This window comes from Streptomyces sp. Ag82_O1-12 (assembly GCF_900182715.1).
Taxonomy (GTDB): Bacteria; Actinomycetota; Actinomycetes; order Streptomycetales; family Streptomycetaceae; genus Streptomyces; species Streptomyces massasporeus.
The window spans coordinates 3,781,385-3,804,156 of record NZ_FXUW01000001.1 but is presented as its reverse complement, the minus strand read 5'-3'; the positions used below and the strand labels follow the sequence as shown (position 1 = coordinate 3,804,156).

Here is a 22,772-nt window from a genome sequence, read left to right as displayed (position 1 = left end):
GACGGGTTGCGCGAGGCGCTGGCCCGGCGCTTCGACGCGGACGCGCTGCGGGCGGCCGTTCGCGCTGCCGGGGTGGCGGGCGGTACGGAGGGTGAGGGGATGGGCCGTCGTGGGGTGGGGGCCGGCTCTTCCGAAGACGGCGGTGACGGAACGCTCCGTTCCGGGAAGGGCGGAGGCGGGGTGAGTGGTTCCGCGCAGGCCGGGGAGCGGGCGGGTGGTTCCGCGCCGGCCCGGGAGCGGGCGGGTGGGTCCGGGGTCGGTGGCGAACGGATGGGCCGTGCCGGGGCCGGTGGCCGGCCAGTACGCGGTGCCGAGGCGGCCGGGGGCGCCGCGGGGGCCCGTCGAACGGCCGGGTCGCCGCGGCTCGACCGGGCGTTGTGGCGGGCCCTCGGCGACCTCGGGTTCTTCGCGCTGCGGACGCCGGAGGCGGACGGTGGGGTCGGACTCGGGCTGCCGGAGGCGGTGTTGCTGTTCGAGGAGGCGGGGCGGGCGCTGCTGCCCGGGCCGCTCATCGCCACCCACCTCGCGGCCGGTGCCGTACCGGGGGCGGCCACCGGGGAGACGGTGGTGGCGGCCGTGGACGGCGGGCTCGTGGAGTGGCTGGGCGAGGCGGACGTCGTACGAGGGGACACCACCGGGGCCGTGCCGCTGCGTTCGCTCGACCCGCTGACGCCCCTGCACCGGGTGCCTGCCGGGCGGGCCGCCCCCGACCCCGTCGCCGTCCTCCTCACCGCCGCCGAGCAACTCGGCACAGCCGGCCGCGTCTGCGAGCTCGCGGCGCAACACGCCCGGGCGCGCGAACAGTTCGGTCGACCCGTCGGGGCCTTCCAGGCGGTTGCGCACCTGTGCGCGGGGATCTTGGTCCGGGCGGAGACGGCCCGCGCCGCGGTGTACGCGGCCGCCGTCACGGCCGACCCGGCCGATATCGCGGCGGCCCGGATCCTCGCCGACGAGGCCGCCGTGCGCGGCGCCCGCGACTGTCTCCAGGTCCACGGCGGCATGGGCTTCACCTGGGAGTCCGAGGTCCATCTGCATCTGAAACGCGCATGGGTTCGAACCCAGCGTGCGGGCGGTGTCACGGAGAGTGAGGAAGCTCTCGCGGCGGCTCTGTCGGCCGAATCGGCCTGACGGGCCGTCTGGCTGCGCTGTCGCCGTACACGCTCCCGGAGATGTCACGGATCGTGGCATACCGGGATCACGGAGCGTTGATACCGGCTCGTGTCCTCAGTGTGACTCGTTACGGCCTGGAGTCGATTGCCCGCTCCGGTACCTTGTGTCAGATGCGAGTGGCTCCGAGCGCAGTGCGACCCCGTGGCGCCGCCTGTTCGACTGCCCGCGGCGAGCGTCGCACAGTATGCCGCACGGGTACTCCTTCGCGCTGGAATATGCCCGAAGCGCTTGTTGGCGTGACTGTACGTCAACCATGCTGTCCCACAAGGGATTCACGTTCCGTGATCCTTGTCCCGGCCGTTGTTCTGGCCATGCAGAAAATGGCTACGATCGTGGCCCTCGTGAGGCGCGAGCCTAAGTGTCCGCCGGTTCGGATGGTGTGAGCGGTGCAGGTGCTTCAAGTGCAGCTGGAGATCCGGCCCGACCCCGCAGAAGTGGGGCGTGCCCGGCGGTGGGCCCGCTCCCGCCTGGCCGGGTCCGGCATACAGGCCGACGAACCCCTCGCCGAGACGCTGATCCTGCTCGTCTCCGAGCTCGTCACCAACGCCGTGGTGCACACCGGCCGTCCCGCGCTCCTGCTGCTGTCACTGCCGCACGTGGTGACGGAGGAGGCCACGGTCCGTCTCGAGGTCGCGGACCGCAGCGGCCGGGCCCCCGTGCCCCGGTGCGCCGGTGACGAGGCGACCGGCGGCCGGGGGCTGGCGCTCGTCGACGGGCTCGCCGACCGCTGGGGCTGGAGCGTCGAGGCCACCGGCAAGCGCATCTGGTGCGAACTGGACCGGTGCGCGAAGTCCCGCGACCTCACGGCGTCGTGCGGGGGTGGCGTGGCGGCCTACGGCGGCGGGGCGGCTTTCGAGGGGCTGGCGTACGAGGCGGTGTAGTGCCGCCGACCGCCGAGGCCGCCGACCGCGAGCCGCGCCTGCCCGGGCTGGAGGACGACGGCACATGCCGCGGGTGTGTGCGGCGGAGCCGGGGCACGGATGCACGGCGGGTCGGCGGGTTCCCTCGGGGGATGCGGCGATGCGCCGGGACGTGCTTCCGTGCGCGCCCACGGCAAAAGCCGCATGGGCGACATATCTCCGAACGGGTGTTGACGCGTCGTGACCGGTTGCTCACGCTTGTGCTCAGCGATTCGCCGTGAGGGGACGACGAGGGCTTCGGTGGACGGCAGCCCTCGTCGAGTGTGAGTCGTGATTCGGCGTCGGCTCCCTTCAGGGCCAGGGAGTCGGGGCGGGAGCGCCGAAGTCGGGTGGCGGCGCGCGCTGTCGTGCTCGGGGCGAGCAGCGCGGCGCCGCCATCCAGCTTCAGCGGGTGGCGGCCCGGCCCGGTCTACAGGACGGCGACGGGCGCCACCGGAGAGCCGGTCGCCCCGGTGAACGGCTCGGGGGTCGCCGTCAGCAGGAACGCATACCGGCCCACTTCTCCACAGGCTGTGGACAACTTTTCGAGATTCCAGTTCTGCCCCTGTGGCATGCCCATCTCCACGAGGTGGAGGGCGTGCACGGGCAGCCAGAGATCCTCCACCTCCGGCGGGAACACCTCGAAGGTCAGGGTGTCGTTGGCGACCGCCGCCACATCGCGCGCGTGGAACCACTCCGGCGTGCGGATCGACAGCCCCGGTGACGGATAGGCGTAGCCGTGCCGGTCCCCGGCCAGAAAGGCCTGGATCTGTCCGGTCCGTACGAGCACGATGTCACCGGCCCGCACCCGTGTACCGGCCAGTTCCTCGGCGGCGTCCAGGTCCTCGGGCGTGACGGCGTACCCACCGTCGAGCCGGTCCGCGCCCCGGGCCCGGGCGACGTCCAGCAGCACCCCGCGCGAGACGACGTGCCGGACCGTGCCGATGCCGCTGAACCCGGCGCCGCCGTGCGGGGTGACGGTGTGCGCGGGGCGGCCGTTGTAGAGCCGGCCCGAGTGCGAGACATGGGGCAGGGCGTCCCAGTGGGTGGCCGCCTGGAGCCCCATGGTCACGACGTCGTCGCTGCACGCGACCGTGCCCGGGCCGAAGATCTCCTGGTTGATCTGCACCATGGCGTGCAGGGGATTGACCCGGCCGGGGATCACGCCGGTCTGCACGCCGTCCTGCTGGAGAGGCAGTGCCAGCGGGACGCGCCGCCCGGTGCGGACGGTTGCCGCGGCCTGCCTGACGGCCTCGTCGGTGATCAGATTCAGGGTGCCGACCTCGTCGTCGGCTCCCCAACGCCCCCAGTTGTTCACGCGCTTGGCGATGTCGTGGAACGCGGCCGGCAGCGACATGAGTCCTCCCCGGGGCTTGTGTTCCCGTATCTGACGGGTCGTAGAATTCGGGAATCGAGAATCTAACGGTCCGTCAGAAACCGTGGGACGGGAAGGGGCCGGGCGTGGGGAACTTCTTGGCAGGCAAGGTCGTCGCCGTCACGGGGGCAGGGCGGGGCATCGGCCGGGCGGTCGCGCTCGCGGCGGCGGCCGAGGGCGCGAAGGTGGTGGTCAACGACTACGGCGTCGCGGTCGACGGCGCCTCACCGACGAGCGAGATCGCCCAGGCCGTCGTCAAGGAGATCGAGGCGGCGGGCGGGGAAGCGGTGGCCGTCGCCGACGACATCTCCACGATGGCGGGTGGGCAGCGGGTCGTGGAAGTGGCGCTGGAGTCGTACGGACGGTTGGACGGGGTCGTCTGCGTGGCCGGGATCCTGCGCGAGCGGATGCTGTTCAACATGACCGAGGAGGAGTGGGACCCGGTCGTCGCGACGCATCTGAAGGGCACGTTCACGGTGTTCCGGGCGGCCTCCGCGGTGATGCGCGGGCAGCGGGCCGGGACGCTGATCGGCTTCACCAGCGGCAACCACCAGGGGTCGGTGTCCCAGGCCAACTACAGCGCGGCGAAGGGCGGGATCATCTCGCTGGTGCGCAGCGCGGCGCTCGGGCTGCACAAGTACGGGGTGACCGCGAACGCGGTGGCGCCGGTCGCGCGGACCCGGATGTCGGCGGGGGTGCCGATGGAACTGGCGGAGATCGGGGAGCCGGAGGACGTGGCCGCGCTGGTGGTGTACCTGCTGTCCGACGCGGCCTCACGGGAGGGGATCACCGGGCAGGTGTACACGGTGGCCGGGGAGAAGATCGCGGTGTGGGCGCAGCCGCGCGAGCTGCGTGCGGCGTATGCCTCCGGCGGGTGGACGGTGGAACGGATCGCGGAGTGTCTGCCCGGGTCGGTGGGGGTGGATCCGATGCCGTTGCTGGAGCGGGTGGCGGGGATGGAGAGGGCTGCGGCTCGGGGGGAGCGGCCGAACGCCCAGTAGCTCGGGGGGTGGGGTGGATCGGCGGGTGCGGGTGGGGTGTGGCCGTTCGCGCGGTTCCCCGCGCCCCTGAGGTGCATGCCCCACCGCGAACATGCAGTGTCCTGGCCGACCTGAGGCGGTGACCGTGGATTTCGGGTTCACGCAAGACGACGAGGACTTCCGTACCGACGCCCGCGCATGGCTGGCGGAGCGCGCCAAAGGTGCTCGAGACCGCCGCATGTGGGAGCGCACGCTCGGCGCAGCCGGGTGGATCGGGCTCGGATGGGGCGAGGACGGTTACGGGAATCGCAGGGCCACCCTCACCCAGCAGGTCGTCTGGGCCGAGGAGTACGCGCGCTCGGGGGCGCCCGCGCGGTCCGGGCACATCGGGGAGAACCTGCTCGCGCCCACGCTCCTCGCCCACGGCACCGACGCGCAGAAGTCGCGGTTCCTGCCGCCGATCGCCGCCGGTGCGGAACTCTGGTGCCAGGGGTACAGCGAACCCGGCGCCGGATCGGACCTGGCCGGGATCCGGACCGCGGCCGTGCCCGAGCCGGGCGGCCGTACGTACCGGGTGACCGGGCAGAAGATCTGGACGTCGCTCGCCCGCGAGGCGGACTGGTGTTTTGTACTGGCCAGGACCCAGCCCGGCTCGGTGCGGCACCACGGCCTGACCTTCCTGCTCGTCCCCATGGACCAGCCCGGCCGGATCGAGGTCCGCCCCATCCGCCAGATGACCGGCACCAGCGACTTCAACGAGGTCTTCTTCGACGGCGCCCGCGCGGAGCACGTCGTCGGCGGCGAGGGCGACGGCTGGCGCGTCGCCATGAGCCTGCTCGGCTTCGAACGCGGGGTGTCCACGCTGGCCCAGCAGATCGGGTTCGCCGAGGAACTGGGCGCTGTGGTGCGGGCGGCCGTGGAGTCGGGCGCGGTGCACGACCCGGTCGTACGGGAGCGGCTCGTGCGGCAGTGGGCCGAGCTGCGGACGATGCGCTGGAACGCCCTGCGCACACTGGGGGGTTCCGGTGACGTCGGTGCCCCGAGCGTGGCCAAGTTGCTGTGGGCCGGCTGGCATCAGCGGCTCGGAGAACTGGCGGTGCTGGTGCGGGGCGCGGCGGCCGGGGTGGGCCCCGTCGACTGGTCGGCGTCGGCGCCGTACGAACTGGACGCCGCGCAGCACCTGTTCCTCTTCTCGCGGGCCGACACGATCTACGGCGGCTCGGACCAGATCCAGCGCACGATCATCGCCGAGCGGGTGCTCGGCCTGCCCAGGGAACCCAAGGGGGCCGTGTGATGCGAGGCGTGATCTTCGACGGGAAGCAGGTCCGGGTCGTGACGGACCTGGAGGTGCGCGAGCCCGGGCCGGGCGAGGTGCGGGTGGCGATCTCGGCGGCCGGGCTGTGCCACAGCGATCTGTCGGTGGTGGACGGGACCATCCCCTTCCCCGTGCCTGTGGTGCTGGGCCATGAGGGGGCCGGGGTCGTGGAGTCGGTGGGTGGGGGCGTCACCCATGTCGCGCCCGGTGACCATGTGGCACTGTCCACCCTGGCGAACTGCGGCACGTGCGCGGAGTGCGACCGGGGTCGGCCGACCATGTGCCGGCAGGCCATAGGGCGCCCGGGCCGGCCGTTCGGCCACGAGGGCTCGCCGGTGCACCAGTTCGCGTCCAACTCGGCGTTCGCGGAGCGCACGGTCGTCAAGGCCGTCCAGGCGGTCCGGATCCCCGACGACATCCCGATGGCCTCGGCGGCGCTCATCGGGTGCGGGGTGCTGACCGGGGTGGGCGCCGTACTGAACCGGGCGCGGGTGGACCGGGGCGACGACGTCCTGGTCATCGGGGCGGGCGGCATCGGCCTGAACGTGCTCCAGGGGGCGCGGCTCGCGGGCGCCGGGCGGATCGTGGCCGTCGACGCCAACCCGGCGAAGGAGGAGATGGCGCGCCGGTTCGGTGCGACCGACTTTCTCACCTCGGCGGGGGGTGTGCGCGACCTGCTGCCCACGGGCGTGGACCACGCCTTCGAGTGCGTCGGCCGCGTGGAGCTGATCCGCCAGGCCGTCGACGCCCTGGACCGGCACGGCCAGGCGATCCTGCTCGGGGTCCCGCCCGCCACCGCCGAGGCGTCCTTCCGCGTCTCCTCGATGTACCTCGACAAGTCCATCCTGGGCTGCCGCTACGGCTCCTCCCGCCCCCAGCGGGACATCGCCCTGTACGCCGGGCTGTACCGCCAGGGGCGCCTCCTGCTCGACGAACTGGTCACCCGGACCTACCCGGTCGAGGACTTCGAGGAGGCGGCGGCGGACGCGGAGGCGGGCCGGGTGGCGCGGGCGGTGCTCACCTTCTGAGAGCGGCGGCCCCGTCGTTCTCCGCCCGGAACGTGCGCCGGTAGGCGGTGGGAGTGACACCGAGGGCCGACTGGAGGTGCTGGCGCATCGACTGGGCCGTGCCGAATCCCGCGTCCCGGGCCACCTGGTCGACGGAGCGGTCGGTGGACTCCAGGAGGTGGCGGGCCCGCTCCACGCGCTGCTGGGTGAGCCACTGGCCGGGGCTGACGCCGGTCTCCTCGCGGAAGCGGCGGGTGAAGGTGCGCACCGACATGGACTCCTGAGCGGCCATGTCGCGCAGCTGGATCGGCTCGTGGAGGCGGCCCAGGGCCCAGGCGCGGGCCGAGGTCGTCGTCGCCTGCTGCGGGTCGGGCACCGGCCGGTGGATGTACTGCGCCTGACCGCCGTCGCGGTGCGGCGGTACGACCATGCGGCGGGCCACGTCGTTGGCGACGGCCGTGCCGTGGTCGCGACGCACCATGTGCAGGCACAGGTCGATGCCGGCCGCGACACCCGCGGAGGTCAGGATGTCGCCGTCGTCGATGAACAGGACGCCCGGGTCGACCTCGATCCGTGGGAAGAGCCGCTGGAACCGGTCGGCGTCGGCCCAGTGGGTGGTGGCGGGCCGGCCGTCGAGGAGACCGGCGGCGGCGAGGACGTAGACGCCGGTGCAGATCGAGGCGAGCCGGGTCCCCGGGCGGATGTGGGCGAGGGCGGCGGCCAGTTCGCCGGTGAGCACCCCCTGCTCGAAGACCGGGCCGAGTTCGTACGACGCCGGGACGATCACGGTGTCGGCGGTGGCCAGGGTCTCGGGGCCGTGTTCGACCTGGATGGCGAAGTCGGCGTCGGTCTGTACCGGCCCCGGCGGGCGGATCGAGCACGTGACGACCTCGTACAGCCGGCGCCTTCGGGTGTCCCGGGGGCGGCCGAAGATGCGGTGCGGGATGCCCAGCTCGAAGGGCAGCAGGCCGTCGAGGGCGAGGACGACGACCCGGTGCGGGCGGAACTCCGGCTCACGGCTCATGGCCCGATCCTAACGAACCCTGTCCTTCGGGCCACTCGATGACCTTCACCGCAGGCCGGAAGCTCTATGTCGTGACCCAGACAACCGAAGCAGCGGCTGTGCGGCAGCCGCCGAAGCCGACCCGTGTGCGGGTGCACCGCGCCTGGTTCGTCGCCGCCGTCACCTTCGTGACGATCATCGGCGCCGCCGCCTTCCGGTCCGTGCCGGGCCTGCTCATCGATCCGTTGCACGCCGAGTTCGACTGGTCGCGCGGCACGATCGGCGCGGCGGTCTCGGTGAATCTGGCGCTGTACGGTCTGACGGCCCCGTTCGCGGCGGCCCTGATGGACCGCTTCGGCATCCGCCGGGTCGTCGCGGTCGCCCTGACCGTGATCGCCGCCGGTTCCTGGCTCACCGTGTGGATGACCGCCGCCTGGCAGCTGATGCTGTGCTGGGGCCTGCTGGTCGGGCTCGGCTCCGGCTCCATGGCGCTGGCCTTCGCGGCGACCGTCACCAACCGGTGGTTCACCGCACGGCGCGGCCTGGTCAGCGGCATCCTCACCGCCGCCTCGGCCTCCGGCCAGCTGATCTTCCTGCCCCTGCTGTCCTGGATCATCGACCGCTACGACTGGCGCCCGGCGGCCGTGACGGTCGCGCTCGCCGCGCTCGCGGTCGTCCCGTTCGTGTGGCTCCTGCTGCACGACCACCCGGCCGACGTGGGCCACAAGCCGTACGGCGCCGCCGAGTTCGTGCCGAAGCCGCCGCCTGTACCCGGAGCCGCCCGCCGGGCCGTGACCGTGCTGCTGTCCGCCGTGCGCACCGGCCCGTTCTGGCTGCTCGCCGGCACCTTCGCGATCTGCGGCGCCTCCACCAACGGCCTGATCCAGACCCACTTCATCCCCGCGGCCCACGACCACCACATGCCCGTCCAGGCCGCCGCGTCCCTGCTCGCCGTCATCGGCGTCTTCGACGTCGTCGGCACGATCGCCTCCGGCTGGTTCACGGACCGCTTCGAGCCGCGCCGCCTGCTGGCGGTGTACTACGCGCTGCGGGGCGTGTCCCTGATGTTCCTGCCGCTCCTGCTCGCCCCCGCGGTCCACCCCCCGATGATCTTCTTCATCGTCTTCTACGGCCTCGACTGGGTCGCCACCGTCCCGCCCACCCTTGCCCTGTGCCGCGAGCAGTACGGCGAGGACAGCGCGATCGTCTTCGGCTGGGTCCTCGCCTCCCACCAGGTCGGGGCGGCCGTCGTCGCCTTCCTCGGCGGTGTCGCGCGCGACACCTTCGGGTCGTACGACGTGGTCTGGTACGCCTCCGGGGCGCTGTGCGCGGCGGCGGCGCTGATGGCGCTGGTGATCCGGCGGAGGACGGAAGCCGCGGTGGCGGTGGCCTGAGACCGGGCCTGTCACCTGGCTCGAGCGGGCCTGTCATCCGGCTCGAAACCGGCCCGGTCACCGGAGTTCAGCCCGTGCCCCGCCGCCCGAGGCCCGTCCGGGCGGCGTTGCGGATCCGCTTGGTCCGGCCACTCTCGGCGAGGACCTGGAGAGCCTCGGGGTTCCTCCCGGCAGCGGCCTTCAGCTGGAGCCAGTCGGACGCCCCGAGCAGGTCGTCCCGGTGCCAGGGCAGCCCGAGCACGACCGCCCGCAACAGGGACCACTCCTGAAGGCGCCGCACCGGGAAGGCATGGCCGGTCATCACCCGGGCGATGGCCTCGGCCCACTCCTCCCAGAGGGGCGTGGCAAAGAGCTCGGCGGCCCGGCGGTCGAGGTGCCGCACCACGGCCGCCCCGGCCATCACACGGTCCGGATCGGCCAGGACGCCGGCGACCAGCCCGGCCTCGTCCGCGTCGGCGACCTGCTCCAGCTCCACCAGGTGGGCGGCGAAGCGGGCGTGCTCGGCCGGACCGGCTTCGGCGTCCACACCTACGGCCTGTCCGCGGCGGCCGCTTCCAAGTCGTCGACGCTGCCCGACATGATGGTCCGCACGTGGGCGGTGATGTGCTCCGCGGGCCAGTCCCACCAGGCCACGTCCAGCAGCCGGGCGATGTCCCGGTCGTCGTAGCGGGTGCGGACCAGGCGGGCCGGGTTCCCGCCGACGATGCCGTAGTCGGGCACGTCGGCGGTGACGACGGCACCGGTGGCGATGATCGCGCCGTGCCCGATCCGCACACCCGGCATCACCGTCGTGCCGTGACCGAACCAGACGTCGTTGCCGACGACGGTGTCCCCTCGGTTCGGCAGGCCGGTGAGCAGGTCGAAGTGCTCCGCCCAGGAGCCGCCCATGGTGGGGAAGGGGAAGGTCGAGGGGCCGTCCATCCGGTGATTGGCGCCGTTCATGATGAACCGGACGCCCGTGCCCAGCGCACAGAACCGGCCGATGATCAGCTTCTCCGGACCGTAGTGGTAGAGGACGTTGCGGGTTTCGAACGCCGTCGGGTCGTCCGGGTCGTCGTAGTAGGAGTACTCCCCGACCTCGATCAGCGGGGACTTCACCAGCGGCTTGAGCAGCACCACCCTGGGCTGTTCGGGCATCGGGTGCAGGATCGTCGGGTCGGCCGGCACGGGCATGGGGAGGGATTCCTCATCGGTCGGTGGCTGTGTCCCGCCCATGATCGTCACATCGAGCCGCCGGGGCACTCGATTTCACGGCGTCGGCGGCCGGGTCGGCGCAAGGCCTATCCTGACGGCGGGAGCTCGCTCCTGCCCGACTCTCCTGATCGGAAAGGTCCGTTGATGACACTCGGCATGGTCCTCGGTGACGTGGTCGTCGTGACTTCGCGCGTTCGCTCACGTTCGACCTTCCGAGGAGTCTGCCGTGTCCACGATCCACTGGGTCGAGGCTCAACCCCGTTCCGCCCGCTGGCACTCTGAGTCCGGGCTGCCCCTGCCCCGCCGGGTCGTCGTCGCCGACGACCTGATGCCGGCCGCCGTCGCCCACCGACTCGCCTGTGAGGGCACCGCGTTGCTGTGGCGCGGGGATTTCCACAACGCCCGTCAGCTGCTGCGTGCCATGGACCGCCGCGTCGGCCGCAGCGCGCCCGAAGTGCCGGGGCGCCCGGCCGAGGCGTTTCACGCACATCGCCGGTACCGCGCCCACCGTGCGCGCGTGCTCGGCAAGTTGCTCGTCCTGCTGGAGGCCGACCACACCCTGGCGCTGCGCCGAGCGCCGGATGTACGCCGGGCGTGCGACGAGGCCTACGGGCCCCCGTCCGGCGGTCCTGTCGCCGTCGCTCTCACCGAGCTGCTGGGGGTGATCGGCGCCCGGGAGTGGCGGGAGAGGGGCGTGCACGTACCGGCGCTGGGGGCGCGGATCCACCCGCACTACGGGGTGTTCGCGCCGACCAGGAGCGAGTACGTCGACCTCGTCGCACGGGCGCCCCTGCCGGGCGGCGGGACGGTGCGTACGGCGTTCGACCTGGGCACGGGCACCGGAGTGCTCGCCGCCGTGCTGGCCCGGCGCGGGGTCGGGCAGGTGGTCGCCACCGACGTCGGCGCCCGGGCACGGGAGTGCGCCCGGGCGAACGTACGGCGGCTGGGGCTCGTGGGCACCGTCCGTGTCACCGGGCCCGGCCTGTACCCCGACGGCCGCGCCGGCCTCGTCGTCTGCAACCCGCCCTGGCTCCCCGCCCGGCCCGCCTCCGACCTCGACCTCGGCGTCTACGACGCGGGCGGAGCGATGCTCCAGGGCTTCCTGAGCGGGCTCGCCGGCCGGCTGGAACCCGGCGGCGAGGGCTGGCTCGTGCTGTCCGACCTCGCCGAACGGCTCGGGCTGCGCGACCGGGGCGCGTTGCCGGCCGCCATCGCCGCGGCGGGCCTGCGCGTCGCCGACCGGCTCGACACCCGCCCGCGCCACTCCCGCGTACGGGACACCGGCGATCCGCTCCATGCCGCGCGGTCCGCCGAGGTCACGTCACTGTGGCGGCTGACGGCGGTGTGAGCCCTACGGCGCCGCCAGCCGGGCGAAGCGCCCTCGGTGGAAGAGGAGCGGGCTGTCGGCGTCCTGCGTGCCGAGGGCGTTCACCCGGCCCACCACGATGAGGTGGTCGCCGCCGGTGTGCACGGCGTGGATCGCGCAGTCGATCCACGCCACGGCGCCCGTCAGCCGCGGCGAGCCCGACACCGGCGCCGCGTCGTACGCCACGCCCGCGAACTTGTCCGCGCCGCTCACCGCGAAGGCGCGGCACAACTCGCCCTGGCCGGAGCCCAGGACGTTCACACAGAACACCCCGGCGCGGGCGATCCGAGGCCAGGTCGTCGAGGTCCGGCCGACCATGAAGGCGACCAGGGGCGGGTCGAGGGAGAGGGAGCTGAAGGACTGGCAGGCGAAGCCGGCGGGAGGTTCTCCGGCCGTGGCGGCGGGTGCCGTGACGACGGCCACGCCCGTCGCGAAGTTTCCCAGGACCCGGCGGAACTCCCGGGGGTCGAGGGGGGCGCGCTCGTCGGCGCCGACGCACCGCAGTGCTGGGCGCGGCAGGGCGTCGACGGGCTCCGGGGCGGTGGCGCGGACCGACCTGAGGTAGCGGACGGCGGCTTCCGCCATCCCTGCTTGTCCCATCACACCGTCATTGAAGCTGACGTACCGTCAGATAGGAAGGGTCAGCGTCCTTTGAACTCCGCGCTGCGCCGTTCCACGAAGCTGCGTACGCCGTCCCGCGCGTCCGCCGTCGTCATGTTGATCTCCTGTGCGGCGGCCTCGGCGGCGAAGGCGGCGGTGCGGTCGGTGTCGAGGGAGGCGTTGACGAGCTGCTTGGTCAGGGCGAGGGCACGGGTCGGGCCGGAGGCGAGACGCTCGGCCCAGGCGCGCGCCGTCTTCTGGAGCTCCTCGTCGGGTACGACCCGGTTGACCAGCCCCAGGCGTTCGGCGTCCGCCGCGCTGAGCGCGTCGCCGAAGAACATCAGCTCCTTCGCGCGCTGCGGGCCCACGAGCCGCGGGAGGAGGTAGGCGCCGCCTCCGTCGGGGACCAGCCCGCGCCGTACGAACACCTCGATGAACCGGGCCGATTCGGCCGCGAGGACCAGATCGCAGGCGAACGCCAGGTGCGCGCCGAGGCCGGCCGCCGTGCCGTTCACCGCCGCGATCACCGGCTTCTCGCAGTCGAGCACGGCGGCGACCAGCCGCTGGGCGCCGGTGCGCAGAGTGCGGGCCACGTCGCCCGCGAGGCGTTCGCCGGGAGTGCCGGTCGCCCGCAGGTCCGCCCCGGCGCAGAAGCCGTGGCCCGTCCCCGTGAGCAGCACGGCACGCACCTCCGCAGCCGCCGAGGCCTCCGAGAGCAGCCCGATGATGTCCTCGCGCTGCCCGGGCGTGAGGGCGTTGAGGCTCTCGGGCCGGTTGAGCGTGATGGAGAGGACGTGGTCGCCGGTCGTGTGCAGAACCGCGGCCCCGGTCATCAGCGGCACACCGCCAGCGCGTCCAGCGCCACGGCGCCCTGCCCCTGCGGCAGCACCATCAGCGGGTTGACGTCCAGCTCCGCGAGCTGGTCCCCGAGTTCCAGGGCCATGCGCTGCACCCGCAGCACGACCTCCACCAGCGCGTCCAGATCCGCCGCGGGCCGCCCCCTGACCCCGTCGAGCAGGGCCCGCCCCCGCAGCCCGGCGAGCATGTCCCGCGCCTGCTCCTCCCCGAAGGGCGGCACCCCTACGGCCGTGTCGCGCAGCACCTCGACGAGCACGCCGCCGAGCCCGACGGTCACGGTCGGGCCGAACAGGTCGTCGTGGGCGACCCCGACGACCATCTCCACGCCCTGCTCCACCATCTGGCAGACCAGGACGCCGTCCAGGGCGACGCCCTCGTAGCGGGCGATGTCGGTCAGCTCGCGGTAGGCGTCGCGGACCTGGCTGGCCGAGGTCAGGCCGATCTTCACCAGGCCCAGCTCGGTCTTGTGGGCGATCCGGGCGCCGGAGGCCTTCATCACCACCGGGTAGCCCACGAGCCCGGCCGCGCGGACGGCCGCCGCCGCACTGGTCACCAACTGCTCGCGCGGCACGCGGATGCCGTACGCCCGCAGCAGCTGCTTCGCCGCGTGCTCGCTCAGCTGCCGCCCGGGCTGCATCAGGGCCTGCGCCTTGCGGTAGGACGGCGAGGGGGTGCGCGGCGCCTCGTCGAAGGGGGAGCGGTAGGCGGCCGCGAAGCGGTGGTGGGCGAGGTGGGCGCGGACGGCGGTGAGGCAGTTGCCGACCGTGCGGAAGGTGGCCACGCGGGAGGAGCCGAGCAGGACCTCGCGGTAGGCGGGTTCGGTGCCGACCGGCGAACCCCACACCACGCAGACCAGCTTGTCGGTCTGCTCGGCCGCGTCCACCAGGTCCCGCACGAGCCGGTCGCTGAGCGGGGGGAACGGCCCGGTGACCGGGCAGATCAGCACGCCCACCTCCGGGTCGTCGAGGATCGCGTCGATGATCTTCCGGCCGCGCTCGTCCCCGACCGGATGCCCGCCGTTGTCGACCGGGTTGGCGACGCTCAGGTACTCGGGTATCCACTGGTGCAGCTCGGCCTGCTTGGCCTCGGACAGGACCGGCAGACTCAGGCCCATCCCGGTCGCCAGGTCGGCGGCGTGTGCGCCCGTGCCGCCGGAGATCGAGTAGACGACGACCCCGTCGGCGCGCGGCGGGCGGGCCCGGGCCAACAGGGCCGCCGTGTCCTGGAGTTCGTCGAGCCCGTCGACCCGGATCACGCCGTACTGGCGCAGCGCCGCGTCCACCACGGCGTCCGCGCCGGTCAGTTTGCCGGTGTGGGAGGCGGCCGTGCGGGCGCCGGTCTCGGTGCGGCCCACCTTGACGGCGACGACCGGCACACCGCGCCGGGCGGCCCGGTCGGCGGCGAGCAGGAAGGAGCGGCCGTCCTTCAGCCCTTCGAGGTAGCAGGCGATGGCGCCGACCTCGGGCTGCTCGGCGAAGTAGGAGAGGAAGTCGGCGCTCTCCAGGTCGGCCTCGTTGCCGGTGGGCGCCCAGTGGGAGAGGCGGATGCCGAGTTCCTGCAGCGCGAAGACGGGGCGGCCCTGGTGGCCGGACTGGGTGATCAGCGCGATCGCCGGACCCTGGAGGTCGTCGCGGAACCGCTCGAAGGCGTTGAGGTTGGTGTTGGGCCCCAGCAGCCGCAGCCCGGACTGCTCCACGGCTGCGGCCAGTCGCCGCTGGGCGGCCTCGCCCTCCGGCCCGGTCTCGGCGAACCCGGAGGCGAAGACGACCGCGAACCGGGCCTTGGCCTCGGCCAGTTCCTCGATCACCGGCAGGGGGTCGCCGACCAGCACCACGGCCAGGTCGACCTGCTCGGGCAGGCCGGCGACGGAAGGGGAGCAGGGGATGCCGAACACGGACGGCCTGCTGGGATGGACCGGGTACAGCGTGGCGCCGACACGCTCGGCCCAGTCGGCCAGTTGCCGTGTGATGCCGGTGTTCGGGCGGCCCTCGGCGTCCGAGGCGCCGATCACGGCGACGGAGCGGGGGCGGAAGAAGCGGTCCAGATCGGGTACGCCGGAGTGCAGCGGCCGTCCGCTGACGTCCAGGTCGCCCGCCTGGGCGGGCCTGCCGTGGACAGCAGGCCCGGACCGCTCGCCACAGGCGATGGCCCGGGTCCGGCGGGAGTCGGTGGTGAGGGTGCCGTGGGTCGATCCAAGCATCGTTTCCGCCCGCTCCTGTGAGACAGCCGCTAACTGACGCCCTGTCAGATTACTGAACTGATGCGACGTCAGGAAACGGTGCGGGCGGGCAAAGTTGGCGGAGCCGTCGACGCGAAGACTCCGGCCTCTCAGCCCGGCAGGCGGGACACGCTCCCCGAGCCGCTCCCCGAGCCGCTCCGCGCGCCGCTCCGTGCGACGGCCTTCGCGATCTTCACCGCGTCGAGCGCCATCTCGCGGAGATTGCCGCTGATCGGGTTGGTGAAGCCGGTGAAGTACAGGCCGGGAGCGGTCTTCGGGGTGCGGGGGCCGTGGGTGACGGGCCTGCCGCGGTCGTCGAGGACGTCGAGGTGACCCACCAGGTCCTCCAGGGCGCGGACATACCCCGTGGCGGCGATCACCACGTCCGGGGAGATCCGGGTGCCGTCGGCGAGGGCGATCTTGCCGCCGTCCTCGAAGCCCTCCACGGCCGCCACGACCTCCACCCTGCCCTTGCGCACCGCGTCGATCAGGCCGACGTCCTGCACCGGGATGGCCCCCTGCTTCACCCGCGTGTACAGCCCGGTGTCGGGGCGCGGCAGCCCGTGCGCCGACAGGTCGGGCACGGCCACCTTGGCCTGCACCCGGGAGATCCGGTCGACGAGGCCGACCGGCAGCCGGCGGACCAGGACACCGCTGTACTGGGCGGCCCAGCCGGCGGTCGAACGACGCACGATGTGGGGGACGGTGCGCACGGCGAGCCGGACCCGCGAGGCGCCGCTCTCCACCAGGTCGACGGCGATCTCGGCGCCGGTGTTGCCGACACCGACCACGAGGACGTCCCGGCCGGCGTAGGGCTTGCCGCTGCGGTACTCGCCGGCGTGCAGCAGCTCGCCGGTGAAGCCGGCGCGGCCGGGCCAGTCCGGCAGGCGCGGGGTGTGGTTGTAGCCGGTGGCGACGACCACCGCCGCGCCGGTCAGCTCCCGGCCGCCGGTGGCGTGCAGCAACCAGCCCGTTCCGTCGGGGGTGCGCTCGACGCGGGACACCTCGACGCCGGTGACGATCTCCAGGCGGTGGTGCTCGGCGTACTTCTCCAGGTACCGCACCACGTCGTCCCGGGACACCCACCGCCCGAACCGGCGCGGCATCGGCAGCCCGGGCAGGGCCGAGAGGCGGCGGGTGGTGTGCAGGTGCAGCCGGTCGTAGTGGCGGCGCCAGGACGCCCCGACCCGGTCGGACTTCTCCAGGACGACGGCCCGTATGCCCCGGGCGCGCAGCGCGTACGCCACGGCGAGCCCGCCGGGGCCGCCGCCGATGACGTAGACGGGGCGGTCGGGTGGGGGCTGTGCGGAGGCGTGTGTGGGGGGTGTGGAGTCGGCCATGAGCGCGAGCGTAATCACGGGACCGGTTGATGGGTCTCGGTCAAGACCGGAATTGGTTTCGGATTGATCACGCCTGTAGGGGGAGCGAGTGCGGCTCGTGGCGTAGCGGGCCCGGTTGTGGCGGGGCGGTGATCATTCCTGGCGGGTGGCGGGTGGCGGGTGGCGGGTGGCGGGTGGCGGGTGGCGGGTGGCGGGTGGCGGGCGACGGGCGGGCGATGGGGGACGGGCGGCGGGTGACGGGCGATGGGTTACGGGCGGCGGGTGACGGGCGACGCGCACGGCCTCCGGTGCCGAGGGGGAGACCGGAGGCCGTGCCGTACGCGGGTCGGCCTTACCTGCCGCGCCGGTGACCGGTGATCGTGGCGATCCACTGGATGAAGTCACCCGGGTCGGTGTTCGCGCCGTGCCCCTCGTCCCAGTAGTAGAGGTGGTTCACCTCGTCGCCGAGGGCGGCCGCCGCGGCGGCGAGGTTGGCGGAGACGGTGTGCGAGGTGTCGGAGTCCTTGGTGCCCAGCCGGATCCACCAGTGCTTCGCGCGGTGCGGGTTGGGCTTGCCCCCGGTGAGGAACGGCATCGGGTTCATCAGCCGCAGCTTCGCGGGGATGTCGCCGTCCAGCCGGGTGGCGGTGCCGCCGGTGGAGTCGTGCTTCAGGCCGTACGCGGTGAAGTGGCGCTTCTCCGTCGTGCCCGTGCCGAAGAGGTTGTTCTCGCCGGTGGACAGGTCGAACGCGTCGAAGGCCGGGGTGGTCTTCTTGCGGGCCCCGACGTGGTCGAGGAAGCCGGACCAGGTGAAGGTCGCCCTGCCGTTCCTCCAGGTGATGAAGGTGTTCTCGGCGAGGTAGGAGGCGCGGTCGGACTCGGACAGGGCCTTGAGGTGCGCGGTGGCCGAGGGCTGCATGTACTGCCGGAGCAGGTACGTGTCGTAGGTGCGGGCACTCAGCGTGCCGAAGCCGTTCAGGCCACGCAGCCTCAAGGAGGCCTGGTACTCGGCGAACTGGGAGACGAGTTCCTTCGACACCGTCTGGTCGACCACCTTGCCCGTGCCCTGGGCCACGCTGCCGCCCCAGTTCCACTCGTAGGCGCCGTCCGCGTGCTCCAGGTCGGTGATCGGGCACCAGGCGCCGGTGGCGAAAACGGCGTCGGAGGCGTCGGCGGCGCCGAGTTCCTTCAGGTACGTGTCGTAGAGCGGGCTGTCGCCGGTGGCGCCGAGCAGCGCGGACAGGGCGCCGCCCGCGCTGGTCCCACAGGAGACGATCCGGTCGGTGTCGCCGGGTATGCGGCCCTGGTTGGCGCGGACGTAGCGGACGGCGGCCTTGAGGTCGACGATGGCGGCCGGGGCGGTGCCGTAGTACTCGCCGGCGGAGTTCTTCAGGGTCCGGCCGCGGGCGCCCGGCTCCACGACCACGTATCCGGCGGCCAGGGCCAGCTTCGGCAGACTCACCATGGCGGCTCGGGTGGCCGGCGTGCCGCTGCCGCCGGACGAGGCCTCGCCCGAACCGCTCGCGGAGGCACTCGGTGAAGGGCCTCCCCCACCTCCCGGCATGCCGGTCGCCCCGCCGCCCACGCCGGTGGCGTCCGCCACGGACGAGGGCATGTAGCCGCCGACGGCGTTGGCGAAGAGGATGGGCGCGCGGCTCGCGTCGACGGTCTTGCCGTCGATCTTCACCGGCACGCTGACGTTGAGGCTCTGGTACGTCTCGTCGACCGGCCGGGCGACGTAGGTGGCGGCCTTCCAGAAACGGTACGTCACCTCGTGGTCGTCACCGTTCGCATCGGTGATGGTCGTGGTCAGGGTGGTGTAGCCGTCCGGGTCGAAGGCGAGGTCGCCCGCGCCGGACGCCGGGGTGCTCGTCCCGACGGAGGCCTGCGCGGTCAGGGCGAACCCGCCGACCGCGACGGCCCCGGCACCCGCTCCGATCCCCCACACGACGCTCCTGCGCCTGACTGCCCTGTGCTTCACGTTGACGCCCTCCGTGGACTCGATCCGGGCCTGCGTCAGCGAACGTAGCCATCGGCTGACAAAATTGCCAACAATTCTGTCCGACTCATTGCCAACACATAGTTTCATCGGGGGCGCACAGGGTCGGGCGCTCGCCGGGCCTTGCGCATTCGTCGATCTGACGTACCGTCAGATTGCATGGACGCGATCTGGCTCACCGGGGCGGAATGGCTGGCCGTGCTGCGGATCGGGCTCGGGCTGTGGTGGCTGGAGAGCTGGCGGCACAAGGACCGCACGGCCTGGTTCGAGCGGGGCACCGGCATCACGTGGGCGGCCTCCATAGCCGCCGAGCATCGCTGGAACGCCGTCCGTTCGGGCTTCGAGACGGTCGTCGCGCCGCACCCGCGCGTGATGGCGTACGTCGTCGTCTACGCGGAACTGGCGCTCGGACTGGGCCTGATCACCGGCTTCCTCACCCCGATCGCCCTGGTCGGCGGGTTCCTCCTCAACGCGCTGTACTTCACGCTCATGGTGCACGACGTCGCCGAGCAGGGGCAGAACTCGATGATGGCGCTGATGTCGGTGGTGGGGCTGTTCGGGATGTCCTGGCAGGCATGGTCGCTGGACAGCGCGTTCGGGCTGTTCCTGTGACCGGCCACCGCTTCGACCGGCCCGAGCCCGACGCGTTCACACGGACGTACTGGGACGCCGCCGCCGAGGGCCGGCTGCTGATCCGCCGCTGCGGGGACTGCGGCCGGGCCCACCACTACCCGCGCGAGTTCTGCCCCCACTGCTGGAGCGAGAACGTCACGTGGGAGACGGCGAGCGGCCGCGCCACCCTCTACACCTGGTCCGTCGTCCACCGCAACGACCTTCCGCCGTTCCCGGACCGCGTCCCCTATGTCGCCGCCGTGGTCGAACTCGCCGAGGGGCCGCGGATGATGACGGAGATCGTGGATGCCGGGGAGTCGTCGTCGGCGACGCTCGCGAGCGGGGATGCGGGCCTGTCGGATGGGGCGGAGCTGGTGGTGGCGTTCCGGGAGGGGGTGCCGGTGTTCACGAGGGCGCCGGAGTTCCCGGGGAGGCAGGAGTTCCCGGGGGCGCCGGTGTAACCACCCGCTTCTTGCCCTGTCCTTGGCGCACGGGTGGCCGGTTTCCGGGAACCACGGGATTGAATGGGACCCATGGCCCCCATACGTGACCAGTCCCTGACCGGCCCCCACCCGGATCTCCACGGCCACGGCCTCCGCCTGCGCCCCTGGGACGCCGGATCCGGTGCCGACGTCGACACATGGCTGCGGGGGCTGCACGATCCGGAGTTCCGGCGCTGGAACACCCCGCTGCGGCTGGTCACGGACCGGGCGAGCGCGCGGGAGTCGCTGCTGGCGCGGGCGCAGAGTGCCCTGGAGGGGACGTCGGTGTCGTTCCGGGTCGCGGACGCCCGCACCGACGCGCCGCTGGGGCACATCGGGGTCAACGAGATCAAGTACCACCTGAAGGTCGCCCGGGTCGGCTACTGGGTCCTGCCCGAGGCCCGCGGCCAGGGCGTCGCCACCCGGGCCCTGCTGCTCACCGCCCGCTGGGCGCTGACGGAACTCGGGATGCACCGGCTGGAGCTGGACCACGCGGTCGGTCACGACGCGTCGTGCCGGATCGCCGAGAGATGCGGGTTCTCGTACGAGGGCACCCTGCGCGGTGCGATCTTCCAGGAAGAGCGGCACGACGCGTTCCGGGACGCCCATCTGCACGCCCGCCTGGCCACGGACCCGGAGCCGGCGGGTCCGCGAGGAGGGCGCGACAGGTCGGTGTGACGCGAGTCACGTCGGCTGGGCGATCAGTCCGCCCGGCCCCGCCGGTCATACCGGCAACCGCAGCGCGACCGCGGCTGCACCGTCGAGAAGTGAAGGGACCGGCCGAGATGACCGCACCCGTGAAGGGCCCCGCCGCCTACTTCCCCTCCATCGAGAAGAAGTACGGCCGACCGATCGCCGACTGGCAGGAGCTCATCCGCACCTCGCCGCTGACCCGGCACATGGAGCTCGTCAACTGGCTCAAGACCGAACACGGTCTGGGTCACGGCCACGCCAACGCCCTGGTGGCGCACACGCTCGCCGAGGACAGCGGCAGCGGCAGCGGCACGTGAGCGGACGGGGGCGCCGTGACATCGGCTGACGGGTGCCGCCGAAAAATCGGGGGTGTCCGGGCGGTGGCACACGGCACCATGAACCATGGACACCGGAACCGGAGTTGAGCCCGACACCGATACCACTCTCGATACCGATACCGATACCGATACCGATACCGCTCCCGACACCGAACCCCATCCCGGTCCGGGCAGCTGGACCCTCACCCATGACCTCGACGACTTCCTGACCCGCGCGGGAGCCTTCCTCCGCTCCCGGCCGGCGCTGCACACCGTGCCGCTGACGGTCACGGAGACCCTGCGGACCCGCGGCCGGTGCGTATACGGCGACGGGGCACCGGAGTTCGGCGTGCTGGAACGGGCGGGAGAGGTCCGGGCGGCCTTCTTCCGCACCCCGCCGCACTGGCTGAACCTCACCGCCGTCACCCCCGAGGACGCCGACTCCCTCGCCGCCGGCCTGGCCGCCCTCGGCCGACGCCTGCCCGGGGTGAACGCGGAGTGCGACACCGCGGCCGCCTTCGCCGAGGCCTGGCAGCGGCACACGGGCGCTCGGGCCGTCCTCCGCCAGCGCCAGCGGCTCTACCGGCTCGGCACCCTGACCGAGCCGGGGCCCCTCCCGCCCGGCGGCCCCCGGATCGCCGTCGAGGCCGACCGTGGGCTTCTCCGGCGCTGGCACGACGAGTTCAGCGTGTCCGTCGGCCTGGGCACCGTCCGCGACTCCGCCGAGTGGGCGGACGCCCGCATCGACGGCGGCGGCATCACCTTGTGGGAAACCCCCGACGGCACGCCGGTCGCCATGGCCGGCACCGGCCCCCGAGTCGCCGGCCAGGTCCGCGTCGCCCCGGTCTACACCCCACCCCACTTCCGCAGCCGCGGCTACGCGGGCGCCGCGACGGCCGAGGTCAGCCGCGCCGCCCTGGCCTCCGGCGTGGACGAGGTCCTCCTCTTCACCGACCTGGGCAACCCGACCAGCAACGGCCTCTACCAGCGCATCGGCTACCGGCCGGTGGCGGACTTCGACGTGCACGACTTCACGTAGCAGAACGTGCACGACCTCACGTAGCAGACGTGCACGACCTCACGTAGCAGACGTGCACGACCTCACGGAGAAGGAGGTGGGGTGAGTCTCACGGCCACAGCAGCTCCCGCGACCACTCCTCGCCGTCCCGCTGTCCGTCCCGTCGGTAGCGGAGCCGGACGTGTCGCCGTCGCTCGTCCCCCTGGAAGAACTCCACCTCCTCGGCCCGCAGCCGGTACAGCGTCCAGGACGGCACCGGCGCCTCCGGTTCCCGCGACGCCCGTTCCCACGCCGACTCCGAGGACCGGGCCAGGTCGTCCAGGGACGGCAGGACCTCGCTCTGCCGCCCGGTCAGCGCCGCCGCCAGCGCGCCCGTCGAGCGGGCGTGCAGGTCGCCCTGGGCGTCCTCGGACGGCGCCGCCGTCACCGGGCCGCGCACCCGGACCTGGCGGCCCAGCACCGGCCAGTAGAAGCCGAGCGCGGCATACGGGCGGCCGGCGAGGTGCCGCCCCTTGCGGCTGCCGGCGTGGGACGCGAAGGACCAGCCGTCGGCGTCCGCGCCGTGCAGCATCACGATCCGCACGTCGGGCAGGCCCGACTCGTCCGAGGTCGCCAGCGACATGGTGTGCGGCTCGGTCTGGCCGGCCGCCACCGCCGCCGCGAACCACTCGGCGAACAGGGGCAGGGGAGCGGCCGGTGCGGTGGCCGGCTCGAAGGAGGGCAGGTCCGTGACCTTCGGGTCCCAGACCCGCAGTGACCTCAGCAGCTCGTGAAGATCGGTTGCCATGCCTCGATTGTGTCCGGTTCCACCCGGCGACGGGGAGCGCGGGCCTCCCCGGCCCGTCTTCCCTGGGCATTCCGGCCGGTCTTCCCCGGGCATTCCCGGCCCGTCTTCCTCGGGTTTCCCCGGCCTGTCCTCCCCGGGCTTCCCCGCCTCGCCCCCGCCCGCGCCG

22 protein-coding genes are annotated in these 22,772 nt (G+C 73.0%); 12 read left to right on the top strand and 10 right to left on the bottom strand.

Annotated features, from left to right (window positions below):
• The first annotated feature begins 270 nt into the window (after positions 1 to 270).
• Both QOL88_RS17310 and QOL88_RS17305 read left to right on the top strand, forming a co-directional pair.
• Complete coding sequence (locus QOL88_RS17310; RefSeq protein ID WP_097223046.1) at positions 271 to 1,128, top strand: acyl-CoA dehydrogenase family protein; 858 nt, start codon at positions 271 to 273, stop codon at positions 1,126 to 1,128.
• A gap of 443 nt (positions 1,129 to 1,571) precedes the next feature.
• Positions 1,572 to 2,051 (top strand): ATP-binding protein, encoded by a 480-nt coding sequence (locus QOL88_RS17305; protein ID WP_179879120.1) that lies wholly within the window; start codon positions 1,572 to 1,574, stop codon positions 2,049 to 2,051.
• 448 nt (positions 2,052 to 2,499) lie between these two features.
• Here QOL88_RS17305 and QOL88_RS17300 read toward each other — a convergent pair whose 3' ends face one another.
• Positions 2,500 to 3,426 (bottom strand): cyclase family protein, encoded by a 927-nt coding sequence (locus QOL88_RS17300; RefSeq protein WP_097217282.1) that lies wholly within the window; start codon positions 3,424 to 3,426, stop codon positions 2,500 to 2,502.
• Between the two features lie 104 nt (positions 3,427 to 3,530).
• Here QOL88_RS17300 and QOL88_RS17295 point away from each other — a divergent pair, with 104 nt between their 5' ends.
• From QOL88_RS17295 to QOL88_RS17285, 3 genes are all read left to right on the top strand, one after another.
• A complete protein-coding gene (locus QOL88_RS17295) occupies positions 3,531 to 4,445 on the top strand; it encodes an SDR family oxidoreductase (RefSeq protein WP_097217281.1) in 915 nt (304 codons plus the stop codon).
• Between the two features lie 124 nt (positions 4,446 to 4,569).
• The gene (locus QOL88_RS17290) at positions 4,570 to 5,718 is read left to right on the top strand and encodes an acyl-CoA dehydrogenase family protein (protein ID WP_097223045.1); all 1,149 of its coding nucleotides are present in this window, start codon (positions 4,570 to 4,572) and stop codon (positions 5,716 to 5,718) included.
• Positions 5,718 to 6,767, top strand: coding sequence for an alcohol dehydrogenase catalytic domain-containing protein (locus tag QOL88_RS17285; protein ID WP_097217280.1), 1,050 nt, complete (start codon positions 5,718 to 5,720; stop codon positions 6,765 to 6,767). Before QOL88_RS17290 ends, QOL88_RS17285 begins: the two co-directional genes overlap by 1 nt.
• Here QOL88_RS17285 and QOL88_RS17280 read toward each other — a convergent pair.
• Positions 6,757 to 7,770 carry a GlxA family transcriptional regulator gene (locus QOL88_RS17280; RefSeq protein ID WP_097217279.1) on the bottom strand — a complete coding sequence of 338 codons (1,014 nt, stop codon included), beginning with the start codon at positions 7,768 to 7,770 and terminating at the stop codon, positions 6,757 to 6,759. The two genes, QOL88_RS17285 and QOL88_RS17280, sit on opposite strands and share 11 nt — an antisense overlap.
• A 71-nt stretch (positions 7,771 to 7,841) precedes the next feature.
• Between QOL88_RS17280 and QOL88_RS17275 the strand changes: the two genes are divergently transcribed.
• Positions 7,842 to 9,143 (top strand): MFS transporter, encoded by a 1,302-nt coding sequence (locus QOL88_RS17275; RefSeq protein WP_097223044.1) that lies wholly within the window; start codon positions 7,842 to 7,844, stop codon positions 9,141 to 9,143.
• A gap of 67 nt (positions 9,144 to 9,210) precedes the next feature.
• Here the strand turns inward: QOL88_RS17275 and QOL88_RS17270 are convergent, their stop codons facing one another.
• Together QOL88_RS17270 and QOL88_RS17265 are read right to left on the bottom strand one after the other, a co-directional pair.
• A complete protein-coding gene (locus tag QOL88_RS17270) occupies positions 9,211 to 9,669 on the bottom strand; it encodes a hypothetical protein (RefSeq protein ID WP_097217278.1) in 459 nt (152 codons plus the stop codon).
• A 2-nt stretch (positions 9,670 to 9,671) separates the two neighbouring features.
• Positions 9,672 to 10,316 carry a CatB-related O-acetyltransferase gene (locus tag QOL88_RS17265; protein ID WP_097217277.1) on the bottom strand — a complete coding sequence of 215 codons (645 nt, stop codon included), beginning with the start codon at positions 10,314 to 10,316 and terminating at the stop codon, positions 9,672 to 9,674.
• A gap of 247 nt (positions 10,317 to 10,563) precedes the next feature.
• On the opposite strand from QOL88_RS17265, the gene QOL88_RS17260 reads away from it, so the two are divergent.
• Positions 10,564 to 11,685, top strand: coding sequence for a methyltransferase (locus QOL88_RS17260; protein WP_097217276.1), 1,122 nt, complete (start codon positions 10,564 to 10,566; stop codon positions 11,683 to 11,685).
• A 3-nt stretch (positions 11,686 to 11,688) separates the two neighbouring features.
• Here the strand turns inward: QOL88_RS17260 and QOL88_RS17255 are convergent, their stop codons facing one another.
• The 5 genes from QOL88_RS17255 to QOL88_RS17235 form a co-directional block, all read right to left on the bottom strand.
• On the bottom strand, positions 11,689 to 12,303 hold the full coding sequence (locus QOL88_RS17255) for a flavin reductase family protein (protein ID WP_257027804.1): 615 nt from the start codon (positions 12,301 to 12,303) through the stop codon (positions 11,689 to 11,691).
• A gap of 41 nt (positions 12,304 to 12,344) precedes the next feature.
• Positions 12,345 to 13,136 carry an enoyl-CoA hydratase/isomerase family protein gene (locus tag QOL88_RS17250; protein ID WP_097223043.1) on the bottom strand — a complete coding sequence of 264 codons (792 nt, stop codon included), beginning with the start codon at positions 13,134 to 13,136 and terminating at the stop codon, positions 12,345 to 12,347.
• Positions 13,136 to 15,361 carry an acetate--CoA ligase family protein gene (locus QOL88_RS17245; protein ID WP_097217274.1) on the bottom strand — a complete coding sequence of 742 codons (2,226 nt, stop codon included), beginning with the start codon at positions 15,359 to 15,361 and terminating at the stop codon, positions 13,136 to 13,138. The genes QOL88_RS17250 and QOL88_RS17245 overlap by 1 nt, the downstream gene beginning before the upstream one ends.
• A 128-nt stretch (positions 15,362 to 15,489) precedes the next feature.
• Entirely contained in the window at positions 15,490 to 16,719 is a 1,230-nt protein-coding gene (locus QOL88_RS17240) for a flavin-containing monooxygenase (RefSeq protein WP_097217273.1), read from the bottom strand.
• Positions 16,720 to 17,050: 331 nt separating this feature from the next.
• The gene (locus tag QOL88_RS17235) at positions 17,051 to 18,679 is read right to left on the bottom strand and encodes a subtype B tannase (RefSeq protein WP_097217272.1); all 1,629 of its coding nucleotides are present in this window, start codon (positions 18,677 to 18,679) and stop codon (positions 17,051 to 17,053) included.
• Between the two features lie 177 nt (positions 18,680 to 18,856).
• Between QOL88_RS17235 and QOL88_RS17230 the strand changes: the two genes are divergently transcribed.
• The 5 genes from QOL88_RS17230 to QOL88_RS17210 all read left to right on the top strand — a co-directional run bounded on the left by QOL88_RS17230 (position 18,857) and on the right by QOL88_RS17210 (position 21,840).
• On the top strand, positions 18,857 to 19,309 hold the full coding sequence (locus QOL88_RS17230; protein ID WP_097217271.1) for a DoxX family membrane protein: 453 nt from the start codon (positions 18,857 to 18,859) through the stop codon (positions 19,307 to 19,309).
• On the top strand, positions 19,273 to 19,770 hold the full coding sequence (locus QOL88_RS17225; protein WP_097217270.1) for a Zn-ribbon domain-containing OB-fold protein: 498 nt from the start codon (positions 19,273 to 19,275) through the stop codon (positions 19,768 to 19,770). The genes QOL88_RS17230 and QOL88_RS17225 overlap by 37 nt, the downstream gene beginning before the upstream one ends.
• 72 nt (positions 19,771 to 19,842) lie before the next feature.
• Complete coding sequence (locus QOL88_RS17220) at positions 19,843 to 20,469, top strand: GNAT family N-acetyltransferase (RefSeq protein ID WP_097217269.1); 627 nt, start codon at positions 19,843 to 19,845, stop codon at positions 20,467 to 20,469.
• Positions 20,470 to 20,576: 107 nt separating this feature from the next.
• On the top strand, positions 20,577 to 20,801 hold the full coding sequence (locus tag QOL88_RS17215) for a DUF4287 domain-containing protein (RefSeq protein WP_097217268.1): 225 nt from the start codon (positions 20,577 to 20,579) through the stop codon (positions 20,799 to 20,801).
• Between the two features lie 85 nt (positions 20,802 to 20,886).
• A complete protein-coding gene (locus QOL88_RS17210) occupies positions 20,887 to 21,840 on the top strand; it encodes a GNAT family N-acetyltransferase (protein ID WP_097217267.1) in 954 nt (317 codons plus the stop codon).
• Between the two features lie 88 nt (positions 21,841 to 21,928).
• Here QOL88_RS17210 and QOL88_RS17205 read toward each other — a convergent pair whose 3' ends face one another.
• The gene (locus tag QOL88_RS17205; RefSeq protein ID WP_097217266.1) at positions 21,929 to 22,606 is read right to left on the bottom strand and encodes a pyridoxine/pyridoxamine 5'-phosphate oxidase; all 678 of its coding nucleotides are present in this window, start codon (positions 22,604 to 22,606) and stop codon (positions 21,929 to 21,931) included.
• Positions 22,607 to 22,772: the final 166 nt, after the last annotated feature.

Excerpts from the sequence above, each read along its gene's own strand:
- QOL88_RS17255 (WP_257027804.1), bottom strand. The coding sequence starts at position 12,303 with ATGGGACAAGCAGGGATGGCGGAAGCCGCCGTCCGCTACCTCAGGTCG.
- QOL88_RS17210 (WP_097217267.1), top strand. The coding sequence starts at position 20,887 with ATGGACACCGGAACCGGAGTTGAGCCCGACACCGATACCACTCTCGAT.
- QOL88_RS17240 (WP_097217273.1), bottom strand. The coding sequence starts at position 16,719 with ATGGCCGACTCCACACCCCCCACACACGCCTCCGCACAGCCCCCACCC.
- QOL88_RS17230 (WP_097217271.1), top strand. The coding sequence starts at position 18,857 with ATGGACGCGATCTGGCTCACCGGGGCGGAATGGCTGGCCGTGCTGCGG.
- QOL88_RS17265 (WP_097217277.1), bottom strand. The coding sequence starts at position 10,316 with ATGCCCGTGCCGGCCGACCCGACGATCCTGCACCCGATGCCCGAACAG.
- QOL88_RS17220 (WP_097217269.1), top strand. The coding sequence starts at position 19,843 with ATGGCCCCCATACGTGACCAGTCCCTGACCGGCCCCCACCCGGATCTC.
- QOL88_RS17285 (WP_097217280.1), top strand. The coding sequence starts at position 5,718 with ATGCGAGGCGTGATCTTCGACGGGAAGCAGGTCCGGGTCGTGACGGAC.
- QOL88_RS17280 (WP_097217279.1), bottom strand. The coding sequence starts at position 7,770 with ATGAGCCGTGAGCCGGAGTTCCGCCCGCACCGGGTCGTCGTCCTCGCC.
- QOL88_RS17245 (WP_097217274.1), bottom strand. The coding sequence starts at position 15,361 with ATGCTTGGATCGACCCACGGCACCCTCACCACCGACTCCCGCCGGACC.
- QOL88_RS17225 (WP_097217270.1), top strand. The coding sequence starts at position 19,273 with ATGGTCGCTGGACAGCGCGTTCGGGCTGTTCCTGTGACCGGCCACCGC.
- QOL88_RS17250 (WP_097223043.1), bottom strand. The coding sequence starts at position 13,136 with ATGACCGGGGCCGCGGTTCTGCACACGACCGGCGACCACGTCCTCTCC.
- QOL88_RS17310 (WP_097223046.1), top strand. The coding sequence starts at position 271 with ATGGGCCGTGCCGGGGCCGGTGGCCGGCCAGTACGCGGTGCCGAGGCG.
- QOL88_RS17300 (WP_097217282.1), bottom strand. The coding sequence starts at position 3,426 with ATGTCGCTGCCGGCCGCGTTCCACGACATCGCCAAGCGCGTGAACAAC.
- QOL88_RS17205 (WP_097217266.1), bottom strand. The coding sequence starts at position 22,606 with ATGGCAACCGATCTTCACGAGCTGCTGAGGTCACTGCGGGTCTGGGAC.
- QOL88_RS17215 (WP_097217268.1), top strand. The coding sequence starts at position 20,577 with ATGACCGCACCCGTGAAGGGCCCCGCCGCCTACTTCCCCTCCATCGAG.